Source organism: Candidatus Egerieousia sp., assembly GCF_056211015.1.
Window position 1 is genome coordinate 1 of sequence record NZ_JBAELF010000073.1, and the last position, 19,375, is coordinate 19,375.

14 protein-coding genes and 1 pseudogene are annotated in these 19,375 nt (G+C 46.3%); 6 read left to right on the forward strand and 9 right to left on the reverse strand.

Annotation, left to right across the window (positions count from 1 at the left end; genetic code table 11):
• Positions 1–632 (reverse strand): carbamoyl phosphate synthase preATP-grasp domain-containing protein (locus AC06L3_RS05325; protein ID WP_475669588.1); only part of this gene is annotated, 632 nt, incomplete at its 3' end.
• A 4-nt stretch (positions 633–636) separates the two neighbouring features.
• Positions 637–1,746: a carbamoyl-phosphate synthase domain-containing protein gene (locus AC06L3_RS05330; protein WP_475669589.1), complete on the reverse strand. Its 1,110-nt coding sequence runs from the start codon at positions 1,744–1,746 to the stop codon at positions 637–639.
• Between the two features lie 65 nt (positions 1,747–1,811).
• Here AC06L3_RS05330 and AC06L3_RS05335 point away from each other — a divergent pair, with 65 nt between their 5' ends.
• Complete coding sequence (locus AC06L3_RS05335) at positions 1,812–2,336, forward strand: 5-formyltetrahydrofolate cyclo-ligase (protein WP_475669590.1); 525 nt, start codon at positions 1,812–1,814, stop codon at positions 2,334–2,336.
• A 43-nt stretch (positions 2,337–2,379) separates the two neighbouring features.
• The gene (locus AC06L3_RS05340) at positions 2,380–3,435 is read left to right on the forward strand and encodes a LysO family transporter (RefSeq protein ID WP_475669591.1); all 1,056 of its coding nucleotides are present in this window, start codon (positions 2,380–2,382) and stop codon (positions 3,433–3,435) included.
• Between the two features lies 1 nt (position 3,436).
• On the opposite strand, the gene AC06L3_RS05345 is transcribed toward AC06L3_RS05340, so the two are convergent.
• The 7 genes from AC06L3_RS05345 to ligA all read right to left on the reverse strand — a co-directional run bounded on the left by AC06L3_RS05345 (position 3,437) and on the right by ligA (position 14,149).
• A complete protein-coding gene (locus AC06L3_RS05345; protein WP_475669592.1) occupies positions 3,437–4,126 on the reverse strand; it encodes an SIR2 family NAD-dependent protein deacylase in 690 nt (229 codons plus the stop codon).
• A 12-nt stretch (positions 4,127–4,138) separates the two neighbouring features.
• A complete protein-coding gene (gene ispG, locus AC06L3_RS05350) occupies positions 4,139–5,521 on the reverse strand; it encodes a (E)-4-hydroxy-3-methylbut-2-enyl-diphosphate synthase (protein ID WP_475669593.1) in 1,383 nt (460 codons plus the stop codon).
• 3 nt (positions 5,522–5,524) lie between these two features.
• A complete protein-coding gene (locus AC06L3_RS05355; protein ID WP_475669594.1) occupies positions 5,525–6,295 on the reverse strand; it encodes an outer membrane beta-barrel protein in 771 nt (256 codons plus the stop codon).
• Between the two features lie 12 nt (positions 6,296–6,307).
• Complete coding sequence (locus AC06L3_RS05360; RefSeq protein ID WP_475669595.1) at positions 6,308–8,224, reverse strand: Ig-like domain-containing domain; 1,917 nt, start codon at positions 8,222–8,224, stop codon at positions 6,308–6,310.
• Complete coding sequence (locus tag AC06L3_RS05365) at positions 8,221–10,587, reverse strand: RelA/SpoT family protein (RefSeq protein ID WP_475669596.1); 2,367 nt, start codon at positions 10,585–10,587, stop codon at positions 8,221–8,223. The genes AC06L3_RS05360 and AC06L3_RS05365 overlap by 4 nt, the downstream gene beginning before the upstream one ends.
• Positions 10,588–10,598: 11 nt before the next feature.
• On the reverse strand, positions 10,599–12,005 hold the full coding sequence (hydG, locus tag AC06L3_RS05370; protein WP_475669597.1) for a [FeFe] hydrogenase H-cluster radical SAM maturase HydG: 1,407 nt from the start codon (positions 12,003–12,005) through the stop codon (positions 10,599–10,601).
• Positions 12,006–12,091: 86 nt separating this feature from the next.
• Entirely contained in the window at positions 12,092–14,149 is a 2,058-nt protein-coding gene (gene ligA, locus AC06L3_RS05375; protein WP_475669598.1) for an NAD-dependent DNA ligase LigA, read from the reverse strand.
• An 89-nt stretch (positions 14,150–14,238) separates the two neighbouring features.
• Between ligA and AC06L3_RS05380 the strand changes: the two genes are divergently transcribed.
• From AC06L3_RS05380 to cas9, 4 genes and pseudogenes are all read left to right on the forward strand, one after another.
• Positions 14,239–15,468 (forward strand): 6-phosphofructokinase, encoded by a 1,230-nt coding sequence (locus AC06L3_RS05380; RefSeq protein WP_475669599.1) that lies wholly within the window; start codon positions 14,239–14,241, stop codon positions 15,466–15,468.
• Between the two features lie 14 nt (positions 15,469–15,482).
• A complete protein-coding gene (locus AC06L3_RS05385) occupies positions 15,483–16,835 on the forward strand; it encodes an MATE family efflux transporter (RefSeq protein ID WP_475669600.1) in 1,353 nt (450 codons plus the stop codon).
• A 1-nt stretch (position 16,836) separates the two neighbouring features.
• Positions 16,837–17,487, forward strand: coding sequence for a cytidylate kinase-like family protein (locus AC06L3_RS05390; RefSeq protein WP_475669601.1), 651 nt, complete (start codon positions 16,837–16,839; stop codon positions 17,485–17,487).
• 993 nt (positions 17,488–18,480) lie between these two features.
• A pseudogene (gene cas9 / locus AC06L3_RS05395) lies at positions 18,481–19,242 on the forward strand (type II CRISPR RNA-guided endonuclease Cas9); the annotation flags it as partial.
• Between the last annotated feature and the right edge of the window lie 133 nt (positions 19,243–19,375).

Sequence of the window (19,375 nt, forward strand, 5' to 3'; positions counted from 1 at the left end):
ATCTCCTTCCAGCCCTTGAGAGATTTCTCAACGAGCACCTGTGGTGAGAAGGTGAAGGATTTTGAAGCAAGGACCCTGAGCTCCTCGTCGTTGTTGCAGAATCCGCTTCCGAGACCTCCAAGAGCGTACGCCGCACGTATGATTACCGGATATCCAACCTCATTGGCTGCAGCCAGTGCGCTTTCAATGTCCTCAACGGCGTGTGACTTTATGGTCTTGATATTGATCTCGTCCATTTTCTTTGAGAACAGATCCCTGTCCTCGGTGTCCATTATGGCCTGAACAGGAGTTCCAAGAACCTGGAGATTGTATTTCTCGAGCACTCCGCTTGTGTAGAGCTGAACACCGCAGTTGAGTGCGGTCTGTCCGCCGAAAGCAAGAAGAATACCGTCCGGTTTCTCCTTCTTTATTACCTTTTCAACAAAATATGGTGTAACAGGCAGGAAGTATATCTTGTCGGCAATACCTTCACTTGTCTGTACGGTTGCAATGTTAGGGTTGATGAGCACTGTCTTGATGCCCTCTTCGCGCATGGCCTTGAGCGCCTGTGAACCTGAATAATCGAACTCACCTGCCTCACCTATCTTGAGTGCGCCTGATCCCAGAAGAATAACTTTCGATATCTTTTTCATTGCTTTATAAGTTTTTGATGAAATCTTCAATAATAAACATTGTATCCGATGCAGCCTCAGGAGCTATCTGGCATCCGTAGAATGCCTTGTCCTTGCAGCGTATTCCTTCAACGCTGCCATCGTTCATATTCGTGAACCATACTTCCCAGCCAGCAGGGAGGCTTGCGGCATCCACAGCCTGGCAGTGGTTCTGGCTTGATATCCAGCATTTCTTTCCACCGGCGATGGTAACAGGTTCATTGTGTCCTCTGTGTCCGTTGCTCAGGCATACATTTGAAGCGCCTGCGGCAAGTGCAAGGATGTTGTTGCCAAGGCCGATTCCCATTAAAGGAGTATTGCCTTTCAAGGCCTTCCTTATGTTATCAACGGCTGCTCTGTAGTCTTCAGCCTTGCCGGGACCGCCGGCTATTACAATACCATCGGCAGTGTATGAAGTGAAATCCTGGGAGCAAGGTACTCTGAGAATGTCAATGCCTTTTTCAAGGAGAACCGTGATGAGTTTGTTGCCTGCACCGCAGTCAAGCAGAACAACCTTCTTGCCTGAAGGAACAGGTGATTTGGATTCTATGTTTTCTGTGCAGAGACATTCCGGAGCATTTTCCTGAGTGCAGCTGCATTTATTGAAATCAAGCTCCTGGCATCCTTCAGGTACTATCTGAGCCTTCATTGTGCCTTTGTCCCTGAGAATCTGTGCAAGGTAGCGGGTGTCAATTCCGCAGATGCCTGTTACCTTGTGGGCCTCCATCCAGTCGCCCATTGAGCATTCGGCTTTCCAATGACTGTATTCCTGTGAATAATCACATATTATCAGTGCCTTTACTGTGGCCTGTGAAGATTCCAGATTGCTCAGTACCGGATATTTCCTGCCGCTTTCGCCAGTACCGCAGACATATTCCTGTGCTGCCGGGAATCCGTAATTTCCTATGGTAGGGTAGGTTATACATACCAAAAGACCCGTATTGGACGGGTCAGTGATGATATCTGGATAGCCAGCCATTGATGTGTTGAATACCACTTGTGAGCAGACAACATTGCTGTAACCGAAAATGAAACCGTTGAATCTTGTTCCGTCCTCCAGAATGAGGCAGCCTTTGGAAAGTTCTTTGCAATTCATAACTTTTTATGCATTATCCCGCTAGGGGGTGTCTAAAATCTGGCAAATATACTAAATTTGCTCTTATGAAAGTTGAACTACGGAAAAATATTAAGCAAAGATTGCGTGAAATGAGTCCTACGGAGTGCAGAGAGGCCTCCCGAAGCATCTGGGACAAGCTTATGGAATGTAACAGTTTTAAAGCCTCGCATACTGTACTCCTCTTCTGGTCAATTGCCGGAGAGCCTGAAACTCATGAGTATATAGAAAGAATCTCGGCCAGCAAACGTGTCGTCCTTCCTGTTGTGAACGGCAATGAACTTGTGCTCAAGGAGTACAATCCTTCAACAATGGTAACAGGAGCGTTCAATATACTGGAGCCTGGGCCATCTGCAGTGACCGTTTCTCCACAGGAGATAGAATTTGCAGTCATTCCAGGTCTGGCTTTCGATTTGAAAGGCTGGCGTCTTGGCCGTGGCAAGGGTTTCTATGACAGGTTGCTGCCGCAACTGGACTGCCACAAGGCAGGTGTCTGCTATTCGTGCGCAATTGTTGACCGCATTCCGGCGGATTCCTGGGACATGCCTGTGGATTCAGTCATATTCGCATGATTGAATCATTTCAAAACTTCTTCCGAATGCTTAAATTTGCATTATGATTAAACTGATATTAATGCTGCTTTCCGGAGCAGTTGTGGGATACATATTACGGAAGAAATTCTCGAAGACCTTTTCTCTGGGCAAGGCGCTGATGATAATCATCTGCCTGCTGCTGTTCATAATGGGTATTGATCTGGGTTATAATGAAACCCTCATACCAAGATTGCAGATAGGGGACCAGAGTATTTCTCTGCCATCTTTCGCCCCCAAAGTGAAGATGACCAGCAAGATGATATCAATCATAGTCACATCTTTCGTGCTTGCCGTTGTTGTTATGGTAGTCACTGCCTTCAACGCAAAGATATTCAGCAGATTCGTCAGCAAGGTCACCATAAGCGGCAATGACTCTGCCAGAGCCGTAACGCCGCAGATGCCTGAAATTCCTCAGCACAGCAGTTTCAAGGAAAAGCTCGCTGCCTGGAAGGATTCATTCTTCATTCTCGGCTCCTTCATCCTTGGAGTTATGCTCTCCCTGTATGAGGCGGTGCCGAATTCTCCCCACATCAAGACCTTGAGCATGTACACCCTCTATATACTTATTATCATAGTGGGACTTTCAATTGGTATGGACAGCAAGATATTCCAGACAATAAAGAGTTTTCCAAAGAAAATGCTTGCCCTGCCTGTTCTTACCATCTTATCAACATTCATAGGCGGAGCCCTTTCCTTTATTCTTCTGCGATGGTTGAGCGCATCGGAATATGTCTATGGTACAAGTTTCCTCGACAGCCTCGGAGTAAGCTGCGGACTTGGCTACTATTCGCTATCAAGCCTTATGCTCAATGAAATAAGGGGAGCTGAAATCGGAACCATTGCTCTGGCATTCAATATACTGAGAGAACTCATGACAATAGTTCTCGCACCTGTCCTGATAAAATACTTCTCGCCACTGGCACCAATCTCCTGCGGAGGAGCCACAACGGGCGACAGCACCCTGCCTGCAATCCAGCGTGCCTGCGGCAACGAATACGTTCCTCTTTCAATCTTCCACGGCATATCGGTTGACACCTCCGTGCCGTTCCTCATCACCTTTATCTCAACGCTTTACTGATTCATTCAGTTTCCAGGAGATTGAGCAGCTGCTCCATGCCGGAAGTGGCCTTGTCCTGAATCTGGGTGAAGTTTGGAAGATTCAGATGCATTGGCTTGGGATCTATCAGATAAATCTGACAGCCGGGTTTGGTGTAATTCACAAGTCCGGCAGCAGGATACACGTTCAGGGAAGTGCCTATAACCAGCAGAATGTCAGCCTTCTCAACGGCGTATGCAGCATCCTCCAGCTTTGGAACAGCCTCGCCGAACCAGACAATGAACGGACGTATCTGTGAGCCGTCGGGAGCTTTTTCGCCCATATTTATATCGTTGTATCCTATTTCCCAGCACTTGCTTTTGTTCAGCTCGCTGCAAGCCTTTGTGAGTTCACCGTGCAGATGGATGATTCTGCTGCTGCCACCGCGCTCGTGAAGATTGTCAACGTTCTGTGTAACAACGGTCACGTCATAGTCTTTCTCGAGCGAGGCTATGAGTTTATGGGCCTTGTTCGGCTCCTTGGTGCTGAGTTCCCGTCTTCTTGTATTGTAGAAATCAAGAACGAGTTTTCTGTTGCGCCACCATCCGTCGATTGAAGCAACGTCTTCAACATTGTAATTGTCCCAGAGACCGTCGGAGTCCCTGAAGGTGCTCAAACCGCTTTCTGCGCTAACCCCGGCGCCAGAAAGCACTACAAGTTTCTTTTTGCCCATAATATTGTTGTACTATTCAGATACTTTTTTCCCTTTGCGGTCATTCTCAATGAGTTCCAGCAGTTTGTCAATTGCCTCTTCCTGCGGAATCGAGTAGATGATTCTTTCCTTGCCTTTGTAAAGAGCAACGCAGCCGCGTCCGGCACCAACATATCCGTAATCTGCATCGGCCATTTCTCCCGGACCGTTCACAATGCAGCCCATGACTGCTATCCTTACACCGGCCAGATGTTTCGTGCGTTCCTTCACCTGCTCGAATGTCTGCTCCAGATTGTACATTGTACGTCCGCAACCGGGGCAGGCAATGTATTCAGGATGAGTGAATTTGCGCCTTGCGGCCTGCATAAGATTGTCCTTGAACTCAGCATTGTTAACCTTGCATTCAAAGACTGCCTTGAAATCATCCAGCTTATTGTCAAGCAGCAGCGGACCGAAGAGGGCCGATGCCTTGATAATCACATCATTCCTGTCTTCACCGGAGAATCTTATGCAAGGAGTGAAGCAGCCCTTTGAACCTGCTGCAATCCAGGCAGCCTTCTGCTCTTCAACGGAAGCCATATCCTTCTTGTACTGCGACAGTTCATTTGAATTGCTATCGCCGGTGGAAGAAAAATATTCCTTGAGGGTGTTTCCTGCGGCTATTTCATTGGCAGGGTTTTCTGTGAGGGAAACTCTTATGGTGTTGCCTATGCCTTCTGCAAGCAGGGCTCCTATGCCAACGGCTGACTTGATGCGGCCCATATCGGAATTGCCGGCTTCAGTAACTCCGAGGTGGAGAGGGTAGTTCAGGCCGGCTTCCTGCATTTTCTGTACGAGAATGCGGTAGGCGTTCACCATTACAACAGTGTTGGAAGCCTTGAGTGATACTACAACATTATGGAAGTTCTCCTTTGCGCACATACGAAGCCATTCCATTGCGGCTTCGGCCATTCCAAGAGAAGTGTTGCCGTAAAGATTGGTGATCCTTTCACCCAGCGAACCATGATTCAGACCTATTCGTACGGCAGTTCCGTATTCCTTGCAGGTGGCTATGAATTCAGTGAACAGTTCCTGCGCTTTTGAGAAATCCTTGGCAAAATTGCCCGGATTTATTCGTACCTTGTCCGCAACCTTGGCCGCCATTATGGCAACATCGGCGCGGAAATGGATGTCGGCAACCAGCGGGGTTGTGTATCCCAAGGTGTGCAACTGCTTCTTTATTTCCGCAAGTGCATTCACCTCGCGCTCGCCCTGTATTGTCAGACGTATCATCTGTGCGCCTGCTTTTGCGCATTCAATACACTGTGCAATAGATGGTTCTATATCTGCTGTATGAGTGTTGCACATGGTTTGGACAACAATAGGGGTGTTACCACCAATTGTTATCCCTGCAACTTTTACTTCACTTGATATCATTTCTTACCTGTTTTTATTCACTTTGCCGAATCTGTAGAAAAGGCCTACGTTGCCGGTGATTTGCAAGGACTGGGTGTAAATCCACTGGTCCGGGTCATAGAACTGCGGTTTGAGGAAATTGCTGAATGCGAATTTAACATTGCCTTCTACGTGCAGTTCAAATTTGCCGAATTTGAAAGCGGCTCCCAGTCCGCCCATGATTCCTCCGCCGAGTTTGTTCACATCAGAGGAGAACTCTTCATTGTTTTTGTTGGATCTGAGCCAGTAAGCATACGGTCCGGCATTGAGATACAGCCTCATCTTCCAGAAATCTTTCCTGAACTGAGTCATCATCTGCAACTGGACGCAGTCATATTTGTATTCGTTTTCCGCCACAATCTGCTCATCCTGGTCACGCCATATCATCTTTGTTCCAATCTCCGAATATTCCAGTCCTACTTCAAATCCGAAGTAAGGCATTCTGCTCCAGAGGTTGTGGAGATATACGTAGTACAGTCCTATATTCTTAGGTGATGTAAGTGCCTGGTGCTCGATTGATGTGCTTATTACCATATTGGTTATGCCCACACCATATTTAACTCCGAAAAGATGACCTTTGAGTACTGTGCTGTCCTTGATTATGACCTGAGCATCCTTGAAGGAGTACAGATCGAATTCCTTGTAAGGGTCAACTTCCTCTTTGGTGAGTGAATCCGGCTCCTGTGCCTTCAAAATGTTGGGAGTGAATGCCAGAAGTAATGGAACAAGCAGAAGAATGTATGCTAATCGCTTCATAATCAATCCTTTTTATCGTAATTCAAACAGCTTGCTTATGTCAAGCGTCTGTGACAGGTCGGTACGTTCAGGTATATAGAAGGAGTCCTTGCCGTCTTCAAGCAGGAACAACTTTACTGCTTCAGGCTGCTGTCTTTTGAGAACAGAGCCCGGATCAAGAATGCCGTTGTTGTTCTTGTCCTCCGATATACGCAATCTGTATCTTCCGGCAGTTATGTACGGGAAGTTGAGCGAACATTCCGAAGTTACGTAGTAAGTCCTGTAAACCTTGTCCATCCTTTCGTTTACAAGTTCAATCTTGTATCTGGCTGTGACACCCTTGACTTCAAGGACCATGGAACTGAGCTTGTCATCGGTAGGAAGCGTTATCTTGTTGTACAGGGAATCGTTAGGAAGTCCGTTGATATCCTTGAAAACGTTCCTGTTTATTATCATTTCATATTCGTTTCCAACTTTCAGAGCCTCTTCAGGACGTATTGTGAACTTCTTGATGTTCCAGCGGTCCCTGCTGACCTTGAACTTCACCTTGCTCACAACACCCCTCGGAGTCTTGCTGGTGAAGAATATGCTGTCTGTGTTGAACTTGATCAATGGATCCTTGAACTCAAGAATCCAGCCATCCTGCTCAACGGTATTCGGGTCAGCGGTGAGGGTCATCTCAGTACGGGTAGGCTTCTTCTCATCAGCTTCCTTCTTCTTCTTTTCGTTCCGGTTGTTATTGCCGTTCTTGTTGTTCCTGTTATTCCCGTTGTTGCCATTCAGATTGTCATTACTGTTTCCGTTGGAGGAATCTTCAGATTTCTTCTTTGGAGCAATCAACTTGAGATTCTCAACGGTTGAAACAAGCCGGCCGGTTGTGTCCGTCTTCCTGTACTTGATACCAAGGAACAGAGTGTCAGGAAGTTTCCTCTGTATGTTTATCCAGAAATTGAGACTGTCGTGTGTGGGATTGATTTCCCTGAGAATCCTTGCTCTTGGCACACCTCTTATGGAGAAGGAGTCAATCCTTACATTAGGAGCGTTGAACTTTATGTAGCAACCTCTGTCACTGAATCTCTTGTATTCCTTTATGAACTGCTGGGTAGGTTTTTCCTTGAAAAGGAAGAGGTTCACATCGCTTGGCCTTGAAAGATCCGCCACCGTATCCTTGTCGGCAACGAATGCAAGCTGAGGCATTGAGTCACGGATAACTGCTGTAGGCCTGATTCTGTGGAATTTTGGGAAACCTATCATTTCATAGCCCGGATCATAAAGATGGTTGCCTGATTCATCCTTTACGGCGTAAATTGCGTATTCTGTGTCCTTTATGTTCCTTATGCAGAAATATCCCCATTTGTCGCTTCTTGCAATGGCTGAAGGCTGATCAAGGAATACTGAGGAATCACGCGGATTTTCGTACAGCATTACTGTAACGCCTTCCATAGGGGTGAGTTTCTCATTGTCATAAACCCTGCCGCTGAGGAGCATGGAATCAATGGAACTGCCGGTAGAGAATGCAAATGCATACGGACCTATTCTGTTGCCTTCGTTGTTGTCTGAAACCGCTCCGCCCCAGTCAAGGCAGTAGGTTGTGTTGCTGTCGAGTGGAAGAGGGAACTTGAAGACAAGGCTCTTGCCCTTCATCCTGTATTCCGGGTTCTTCTTCAAAGGTGGTGAGAGAACAATGAATTTCGTAGGTTCCTTCACCTGAACATACTCATTGAAAGTTATGATGATCTTACCTTTCTCAATCGGGAAGTTTGTGGAACCCTGAGCAGGCTTCATTGAAACCACTACTGGCGGGATGGTATCCTTGGGACCGCCTACAGGACCTTGCATTGTTCTTGCGCAGGATGATACATGCGTGATGTAAAATACTGCAAATGCAATCACGAGCAGTTGAAAGACAGTCCTTCTGGCTTGGATATTTCTGCTTGTTATTTTCATCATTCGGAAACGTTTACTCGTAAAACCTGATCAACACTTTTGATCCTGCGAATCTGCCTGATAAGTTCATCCAGATCGTCGGTATTGTGTACATAAAGGTCAATATAACCCTCATATATGCCATCGTGTGTTTCAAAATGGATTTTCCTGATGTTGACGTTCAGTTCAAGAGTTATATGCTTTGTGATTTCTGATACCACTCCGATCCTGTCAATTCCGCGAAGCTGAATCCTGGCCAGGAATGAAAGGATAGTGTGCTTGCACCATTTTGCATTTATGATTTTCCCGCCCTCAGTGGATGCCAGGGATATTGCTACGGGGCAGGTCTTCTTGTGAATTGTGACTTCGTTGTTTTCATCGAGGAATCCTATCACAGGGTCGCCCGGAATAGGGTTGCAGCACTCCGCCACCTTGTATGAAAGGGATTTGTCCCTGATGTTCTCTTCAAGCAGATAAGCGGATTTCTTGTCAATCCTGCCTTTCGCTTTTGATATATCTGCATGTTTCTTCTTGCCTTCTTTGCCTTCTACAGTTTCATCAAGAATGTCATCCTCCTCATTACCATCTTCAATCTCCTCTTCATCCTTTGAGAAGAACTGGAGTTTCCAGTATTTAACGAACTTGTTTTGGGTGTTTCTCTTGAGAACGTTGTCAAGGTCATACAGCTCAATGAGTCCTGTACCTATCTTTGTGTAAAGTTCCTCCTTGTTGTTGACCTTGTATGCACTGATGAGCTTCTTGAGCACTCTGTTCTGCAGTTTGATTCCCAACTGTTCCAGACTGGTCATGAGCCTTGTCTGACCGAGCTTTATGGCATTCTTTGCATCTGACTTTATTGTGTCGTAGATAACAGTTTTGGCTTTTGCCGTGGTAACGAAATTCAGCCATTCACGCTTTGGTTTCTGGCTCTCCGCAGTTATGATTTCAATCTGGTCACCGTTCTGCAGAGTGTATGAAAGCGGAACAAGTTTGAGGTTCACCTTGGCTGCTATGGCGGTGTTTCCGATTTTAGTGTGAATACTGTATGCAAAGTCCAGTGCGGTTGCGCCCTTCTGAAGCATCTTGGATTCACCTTTTGGGGTGAATACGTAAATCTCCTGTGAAAGCAGACCTTCGTGGAATCTGTCAAGGAATTCAAGCGCATTGGCATCAGGGCTTTCAAGCACTTCCCTTACCATATTGAGCCACTTGTCAAGTTCTGTTTCACTTTTTCCAACACCCTTGTAGCTCCAGTGGGCGGCAACACCCTTCTCCGCAATCTCATTCATTCTCACGGTCCTTATCTGTACTTCCACCCAATTGCCGTAAGGACTCATAAGAGTACAGTGAAGGGCTTCGTATCCGTTTGATTTCGGATTGCTTACCCAGTCCCTTATACGGTCTGAATTTGACTTATGGTTTTCGGAAATAAGCGAATATATATCAAAGCACTGCTGCCTTTCACTCCTGTCATCCTCCTTTGGCTCAAAAATGATCCGTATGGCAAAAATATCATAAATCTGATCGAAGGTGATACCCTTGCTCTGCATTTTGTTCCATACGGAATAAGGGCTTTTTGTCCTTTTCGAAATGGTGAACCTGTAGCCTGCATCTTTCAGGGTTTTTTCAAGAGGGGATATGAAACTGTCGAACTTTTCATTGTTTCCGGCAGTGTACTCATCAAGCTTGCGTTTTACCATAAGGTAGTCTTCCGGCTCCCTGTACTTGAGCCAGATGTTCTCCATCTGGGACTTTATGTTGTAAAGGCCCAGCCTGTGTGCAAGCGGAATGAATATGTACATTGTCTCGCTCAGAATCTTGTCCTGCTTTCTTTCAGGCATGGATTCTATAGTACGGATATTGTGAAGACGGTCTGCAAGTTTGATAAGGATTATTCGTACGTCATCGTTCAGGGTGAGCAGAATCCTCTTGAAATTTTCAGCCTGCAGTGAAACCTCAACGTTTCTGTTCAGCTTTCCTTCCGCATTCTGTCCTATGACCATGTTGTGGTTGCTGTCCATTGCGGATTTGATTTTCGTGAGGCCATCAACCAGTGAGGCAATCTTTGCACCGAAAAGGCGTGTGATGTCATCAACCGTATAGTCTGTGTCCTCAACAACATCGTGCAGCAATGCGGTAACTATTGATTTGTAGCCAAGCCCGATTTCCTCAACAACAATCCTTGCCACGGCAATAGGATGCAGTATATATGGTTCGCCGGAACGTCTGCGTACGCCCTTGTGCGCTTCATTCGCGAACTCAAACGCCTTGAGCACTCCCTGATATTCCTCTTCGTTGGCACATCTTCTCTTTGACGAGATGCGCAATTCCTCGAATTCCCTGTTGATAAGGTCGTAGTCTTCTGCTGTGAATGTATTGGAAATCATAGCTGCATTAACTAAAAATTCAAATCTCTTTCTCCGTTTTTAATACGTTCAAGCTTGGCTCTGGTCTGCTCCTTGAACGCTGAGTCTTCCATTGCCTCAAGTTCCTTGCCAATAAGCTTGAAACCGGCTTCCTTCGTCTGTGGCGAAGAATAGTCCATCAGGTACTCCGCAAGCGTGAGCATTGCATTCGGCGTGCAGAAACGTTTGATGAAACCTGGTATGGCAAACTCCATGAAATGTTCGCCTGTCCTGCCCTTGCGGTAACAGCTTGTGCAGAAACTTGGTATGAAATCATTGGTAAGAAGCCAATGTATAACATCGTCGAGGCTTCTTGTGTCACCAACCTGGAACTGCTCCTTGTCAAGTTCCTGGCCTGATGAAGGATCTTTCTGGTAACCGCCTATTTCAAGATGTGTGCCGGCGTCAATCTGTGAAACGCCAAACTGCATCAGTTCGCTTCTGAGCCGGCTGTTCTCCCTGGCAGTCATGATCATTCCGGTATAAGGAACGGCCAGCCTGAGTATTGCAACAAGCTTCTTGAAATCTGCATCGTTCACGGCATAGGGGAGAGGCATGTCCAGCTCCTGCGCAGGCTGTATACGCGGGAAACTTATGGTATGCGGCCCAACACCGAATCTTTGCTGAAGATGGATTGCATGGCTCACCAGCCCCAGCACCTCGAATCTCCAGTCATAAAGTCCGAACAGGGCTCCTATGCCCATATCGTCAATGCCACCGAGGAAGGCGCGGTCCATGGCGGTGAGGCGCCACAGATAATCACCTTTCATTGTGTTGGCCGGGTGATATTTCGCGTATGTCTCCTTGTGGTAGGTTTCCTGGAAAACCTGGAAAGTGCCTATTCCTGCCGCCTTCACGGTTCTGTAACCTTCAATGTCAAGAGGGGCGGCGTTTATGTTCACCCTTCTTATCTCTCCATTGCCCTCCTTTACTCTGTAACAGGTTCTGGTGCATTCCGCAATGAATTCTGGAGAGTAAACCGGCGATTCTCCGAACACGAGAATGAGTCTCTTGTGTCCCATATTCTCCAGGCTCCTTATTTCGGCATCAAGTTCGGCCGGGCTGAGAGTCTTGCGTACCGTTGATCTGGCGCTTTTCTTGAAACCGCAGTATTTGCAGTCGTTTATGCAGTAATTGCCAATGTAAAGCGGTGCAAAAAGCACTATTCTGTTGCCGTAAACCTTCCTTTTGAGTTCACGGGCGGTTTCATACATTTCTTCAAGAAGTTCAGGAGATTGAATGGCAACAAGTTCTGCTGTCTCCTCAACGCTGAGGGCCTGCTTGGCCCTGCATTTCTCAAATATCTCCCTGACCCTTGCCTTGTCCTCCTTCTTCTGCGAATACAGAGAAATGAGGTACTCGTCGTTAATAAAATCTGTCCCTGAATATTCCTTGGTCATTATTCTGAATCTTTATATTCTCCGGCACGAACGCAAAAAGCGAACAATATACCAAAGAAATACAAAGATACTTATAATAATTGAAATTATTCAGCGTCTGAGGTGAGTTTGTAAAGCTCTTCTTCGCTTATGATGGGAATGTTCAGCTTCTGCGCCTTTTTAACCTTGGAGTCCCCAGGCTTGTCACCGGCAAGCAGCCAGTCAGTCTTTGCGCTTACACTTGAGGCCACCTTGCCTCCGTGAGCCTCGATATAGGCTTTCATCTCATCCCTTGAAACCGAATAGACACCGGTTATCATAATCTGCTTGCCCTCAAGGGAATCCGAGAGCTTTTGAACAGCATTCCCATCCTCGGCGAACTTCAGTCCTTTCTCTTTTAGCACAGCGATGGTATGGGAATGTGCCTCCTTTGAGAAGTAATCAAGTATGGAGTCCGCAACAATGCCTCCTATGTCTTCAATGGCCATGAGCTCTTCGCAGCTTGCTGACATAAGCTCTTCAATGGACTTGAAGTTCTGCGCGAGTGTCTTGGCTGTCTGTTCGCCTATGTTTCTTATTCCGAGAGCAAACAGTACATGTGAGTATGGTACTTTCTTGCTCTGCTCCAATGAGGCAAGCAGGTTGCTGGCCGATTTCTGCTTGAACTTGTCAAGAGTGAGCAATTGTTCTTCAGTAAGACTGTAAAGATCCTCAAGTTCCTTGATGTAGCCTTTGTTCCACAGTTGTTCTATAGTGGCTTCACCAATGTTGATTCCCATTGCCTTCCTGCTCACGAAATGAATGAACTTGCCCTTTCTCTGCATAGGACATCCGTCCTGGTTAGGGCAGAACACTCCGGCCTGTCCCGGAATGGAAACCAGTTCCGTACCGCAGTCCGGGCATTTGTCCGGGAATACAGCTTTCTGCGCTCCTGCAAGCCTTCTGGACGTTTCAACGGCGGTGATCTTAGGTATGATTTCCCCGCCTTTCTCCACATAAACATAATCGCTTATATGTATGTCCAGCAGCTGCATCTGATCCCTGTTGTGCAGCGTGGCCCTCTTTACAATTGTGCCTGAAAGCTGTACCGGCTCAAGATTCGCAACAGGTGTCACGGCTCCCGTTCTGCCTACCTGGTAATCTATGGAGAGGATAGGGGTGAGCGCCTGCTCGGGCTTGAATTTGTAGGCCGTGGCCCATTTCGGAGATTTGGCCGTGAATCCCAGTTCCTTCTGCAATTGCAGGTCATTTACCTTCACAACTATTCCGTCGGTTGCGAAAGGAAGTGATTTCCTTTTCACGTCCCAGTAGTTTATGAATTCAATGACTTCATCAATGGTGAAGCATTCCTTTGCATATTCAGAGACCGGCAGTCCCCAGCGGGCAACGTTTTCAAGTGCCTGGGAATGTGTGCAGAAATTCGATTCTGGCGAAATCAGGTGATAAAGCGTGCATTCAAGACCTCTGCCGGCAACATCAGCACTTTCCTGCAGCTTGAGTGAACCGGCCGCGGCGTTCCTTGGGTTTGCAAACAGAGGTTCCTCGTCCAGTTCCTTCAAATGGTTGAGTCTGTCGAATGCTTCAAACGGCATGTATATCTCGCCACGTATCTCGAATTCGTGAGGAAATCCGCTTCCAGGAAGCAAGTTTTGAGGAATGGATGGTATTTCTTTAACATTGGCTGTAACGTCATCACCGTATGTGCCATCGCCTCTGGTAAGGGCCCTGTCAAGCTTTCCGTCAATGTATGTGAGGCAGATTGCGGTGCCGTCGAACTTCAATTCGCAGTTGTAGGAAAATGCCTTGTCGGAGGCGCTGCGTATTCTTTGGTCAAAAGCCTTTATCTCCTCAAAATCATAGGTGTTGCCAAGTGAAAGCATTGGGTTCCTGTGTGCTCTGCGGGTGAATCCGCGCTGCTGGGCTTCGGAATCCTTTTCTGAATCCATCGCTGTGGAAGGAGTGTATTCGCTTCCAGGGTGAAGGGCAGGGGATGAGGGTGAGATGAACTGAGGATATCTTTTCTGGAGTTCCAGCAGTTCCTGCATAAGAATGTCGTACTCAAAGTCCGTAATGGTTGGGGAATTAAGGGCATAGTAGTTCCTGTTATGCTCAAGTAATTCCCTGTCAAGCTGTTGTATTCTATCTTTTGCCTCTTTTTGATTCATTCCAATACTATTTTAGCATACAAATTTAAGTTTTTTTGAATTATTTGAGTTACCTTTGCGCCGCAAAAATTATTAGTTATTACATAGAAATGAAACAATCCATAGTTATTTTGACAGGCGGCGGTCCGGCACCTGGAATGAACACGGTTGTTGGAAGCATTGCCAAGACCTTCATTCAGAATGGATACAGGGTTCTCGGACTTCATGGCGGTTATAAGGGCTTGTTCTCAAAGGAGCCTGAATGTTGTGAGATAGATTTCAAGCTTGCAGATTCAATTTTCAACAGAGGCGGTTCATATCTTATGATGAGCCGTTACAAGCCTTCACAGGACGATTTCGACAATAATTTCAATCTCGATTTCTTCAGGGACAACAACATAGGTCTTCTGGTTACAGTCGGCGGGGACGATACGGCATCTACGGCAAACAGAATAGCCAAGTTCCTTCAGGCAAAAAATTACCCTATAGCCAATATTCACGTACCAAAGACAATTGACAACGACCTTCCTCTTCCTCACAACCTCCCAACTTTCGGATTCAATTCAGCCGCTGCGGAAGGATGCAGAATTGCAACCACAGTTTACGAGGATGCGCGTACCACAGGTGGATGGTATGTTGTTGCCGCTATGGGAAGAAGCGCAGGTCATCTTGCGTTGTGGCTGGGTGCTACCTCACATTATCCTATGATTGTGATTCCTGAAATGTTCAACAAATCGGAGATTACCATAGACAAGATTGTAAAACTGGCGGTTTCTTCAGTAATAAAGAGAAAAATCATGGGCATTCCTTACGGAGCCATAATGATATCCGAAGGAGTCTTCCATAAGCTTTCCGGCAAGGATCTTGAAGAGCATGGCATCAGTTTCACATACGACGAGCACGGACATCCTGAACTTGGCAAGCTTTCCAAGTCACAGCTTTTCAATGACCTGCTCGATGACGCCATGTCAAAATTGAAAATCAAGTTCAAATCAAGACCTGTTGAAATAGGATATTCCGTAAGATGCGTCACACCTTGCGCATACGACCTTATGTATTGTTCACAGCTGGGTATGGGCGTTTACAAGCTTTATAAGGAAGGTTGTACAGGATGTATGGTCATCCGCGATGTTGATGAGAACATCAAGCCATTGTATCTGTCCGATATTCAGGACGAGAGCGGAAAGATACCTCCAAGGCTTGTGGACATGAAAAGCGACCAGGTCATGCAGGTTTTCTACAGAATCATGAACTTCATAACCAGAAAGGATTACGAGGCTGCAAGGAAATATCTTGCAAATCCTGAGGAGTATGATGTTTATTCCATCCTGAACTGGTAAATTTAGTCTTGCCTATGGCATCAGTCATTCCTACAGAACTGGGCACCGAAAAGGTGTCCATTCTTCTTAGAAAATATGCTGTCCCTTCCATTGTTGCAATGGTGGCTTCATCGTTGTACAATATGGTTGACAGCATTTACATAGGTCAGGGCGTTGGTACAAATGCTCTGGCGGGACTGGCTCTTACCTTTCCCCTTATGAACCTCTCCGCCGCTCTTGGAGCAATGGTGGGCGTGGGTTCCTCCTCTGTCCTTTCCTTGCTGCTGGGGCAGAAGAATTACAGCATGGCCAACAAGGTCTTTGGAACCTGTATGTCGTTGAACGTATTCATGGGAATTGTGTATACGGTAGGAGTCCTGCTGTTCCTTGATCCCATCCTTTATTTCTTTGGTGCAAGCGAGCAGACGATTCCTCACGCCAGGGACTATATGTACATAATACTTATTGGCAATGTGATAACCCACCTGTATTTCGGCTCCAACGCCATTCTCAGGGCTGCAGGCTTCCCTAAGAAATCAATGACGGCCACTATCATAACCATTGTGCTCAACACTGCAATGGATCCACTGTTCATTTTTGTATTCGGATGGGGAATACAAGGTGCCGCAGTGGCAACAGTTCTTGCACAGCTCCTTGGATTCTGCTGGCAATCCAGATTCTTCAGTAACAAGGATAATGTGGTGCATTACCAGAGGGGTATTTACAAACCGGAGTGGAGAATAGTAAAGAACATACTGGCAATCGGCGCTTCACCGTTTGCAATGAATTCCGCAGCGTGTTTTGTTGTGATTCTCATAAACAGGGGCTTGCAGCAGTTCGGCGGTGACCTGGCAATTGGAGCGTACGGTATAATAAACAGAATCGGATTCATCTTTGTGATGATAGTAATGGGCTTGAATCAGGGAATGCAGCCGATTGCAGGGTATAATTTCGGAGCCAAGGAATTCGGAAGGGTTTATCAGGTGCTCAGACTTACATTGAAGTATGCAACTCTTGTAACAGGAACAGGATTCATAGTTGCAGAGATATTTCCGCAGTTCTTTCTCAGAATATTCACCTCGGACCAGCAACTCCTGGACATTGCCACACCAGCTACCAGAATATTCTTTTCCGCTTTCCTGATAATAAGTTTCCCTATGGTTACAGGAAACCTTTTCCAGAGCATAGGAATGGCGGGAAAGAGCATATTCCTCTCCTTGTCAAGACAGTTGATTTTCCTTGTGCCTTGCCTTATTGTGCTGCCAAGGATATTCGGCCTGAACGGAGTATGGATGAGCATGCCTATCTCCGATGTGATGGCGTTCATAATAGCCATCATACTTCTTGTGAAGCATGCACGCAAATTCAAGACACAGAAAAAAGCATAATATGGAAGAACCTTTTTACATCTGCATAGGCCGCCAGCTTGGAGCGGGCGGACTTGAAATAGCGGGAAAACTTTCTGCAATTTTCAATATCCCTGTCTTTGACAGGGAACTGCTCATCAAGGCCTCAATCGAATCCGGTATCAGTCCTGAGTTCTTCGAAAATGAGGATGAACAGCCTGTCAGGAAATCGCGTGCGGGTCTGTTCGGCGCCTTCCATCTTTTCTCTTTCGGCTTCGGTTACGATCCTTCTTCCGATATGCTTTCGCACGAAACCCTCGCTTCAATCCAGAATGAAGTCATAAGGAAAGCTGCTGCCGACGGGCCTGCCATATTCGTTGGAAGATGCACTGATTATCTGCTCAGGGAGGAGAAGAATACTTTCAGCGCATTCATAGTTGCTAATGACCAGGACAGGGTTGCAAGGCTGCGCAAGGCCGTGAAAACGGATATCTATCGCAGTATGAATGATGAAGAGATTGTGGAGTACATGCACAGGGCCGACAGGCGCAGGGCGGAGTATTACAACTTCCATACCTACAAGACCTGGGGCGCGGCCGAGTCATACGACATCTGCCTGAGTTCTTCTGTCTTCAGCACCGACAAGTGCGCCGAAATAATAGCCGAACTTGCCAAAAGCAAATTCGGCAGGTAAGTGTTCGTTCCGGGTGCGAAACCGGGCTTTTTGCACCCCGATGGTGCCGCAATGACCTTTCCGGGTGCAGAACTGGCCTATTTGCACCCCGAAAGCTTCGCAAAGAGTGTTCCGGGTGCAAAACAGGCGCTTTTACACCCCGATGGTGCTGCAATAAGTATTATGGGTGTAAGATGCTCGGTTTTTCACCCAGATGATGCTGCAATGAACGGCTCAGGGGTTAAACCCTGGGTACAGACATACCACAAAATCCGTAGCACAAGGCACTGCTTAAGCCGAAACTCACCCTCCACACCTGAATGCACTACACCACACTCTGGCGATGGTGAGCGTGGAGGGTGAGGCAAAATCGCCTCACCCTCCACGCCAATCCTCCTCACAGGATCATTCGAGGCCAATAAACGTGGACGGTGATTTTTGGTTTAGCGAACAGTTCACGCCGTGCATCACTGCTCGAAAAAACTGTCCATGTGAACTTTGCCTGAGTGCATTCCTGCAAGGGTTTGGTGGACAGGTGCGCCCTTTCTGGTGAGGCCTGTCCAAGTGTCCGCTATCACATCGCATTCTTGACGGACTTGTATGGACAGGTGTTTTTTATGTTCGCAGGTTTATGTGCAGGATGCATTCTGCACCGCTACCGATTAGCCTCCGTACTGCGGACACAATAATATAATATGTATGTGGTCTTTATGTGCGTACGAGGTGGAATCGGGCTATTGATGCCTGGACACAGGGTTTTACGCATAATCCGTTTTGCACCTGACCCCCATATTTTCAGTGATAGAGAATTGGCTGATTATCTTAAAAAAAAGACGAGCCGCTGAAAGCGGCCCCCCTTGAATGTTTTCACAACGGAATAATCCTTATTGTGAATAGCTTCATTTTTATATTGCAAAGTAATTGATTTTTCAAGAGAAATGCAATGTTGTTTTCCATTTTTTTTGCCAACTTTGCAATAATAGTTCATATATGATAATTGAAGACGCAATAAGAATGAGAAAAATTTTAGGACTTGACCTCGGAACCAATAGTATTGGATGGGCGGTTGTTACAAAAGATGAAAACACTGAAAATTCCTTTTCTTTAAATGGTATTGAAGCTGCTGGAAGCCGGATTATTCCAATGGACGCAGCGCTTATGGGCGATTTCAATAAGGGAAATTCTATATCCCAGACAGCTGAACGTACAAAATTCAGGAGCACAAGGAGACTCCATGAACGCTGCCTGTTACGTAGAGAAAGATTGCATAGAGTGCTTGGCGTCATGAATATTTTGCCGGAGCATTATTATAATTCATTGGATAGGTTCGGAAAATTCTTGTCTGGGAAAGAGCCTAAATTAGCATGGAATAACGGAAGATTCCTATTTGGTGGATCATATGCTGAAATGCTGTCTGAATGTGCGGAACAGCATCCAGAACTCGTTGCCGAAGGAAAGAGAATACCATACGATTGGACTATATATTATTTGCGGAAGAAAGCACTGACCAAAGCTGTCTCTAAGGAAGAACTTGCTTGGATTCTTCTCAATTTCAACAAAAAGAGAGGATATTATCAGCTACGTGGAGAAGATGAATCCCAGTCTGAAAAGAAGCAATCAGTAGAATATTGTTCATTGAAGGTTGTTGCCGTTGAGGACTCAGGTGATAGAAAAGGGAAAGATGTTTGGTATAATGTGCATCTGGAGAATGGTTGGATATATAGACGTTCCAGCAGTCAACCATTGGATTGGGTCGGAAAGATAAAAGATTTCATACGAAAATTAATTGTGCCGTTTCTGGTTATTCCGGCGTTATTTGACTTGTTTTTAATACATTTTGAGCCAATGGCACAAAAAGAGAGAGCACTCACAAGGCTGCAAGTGCGAGGTTGACATCTTAGCAATTTTA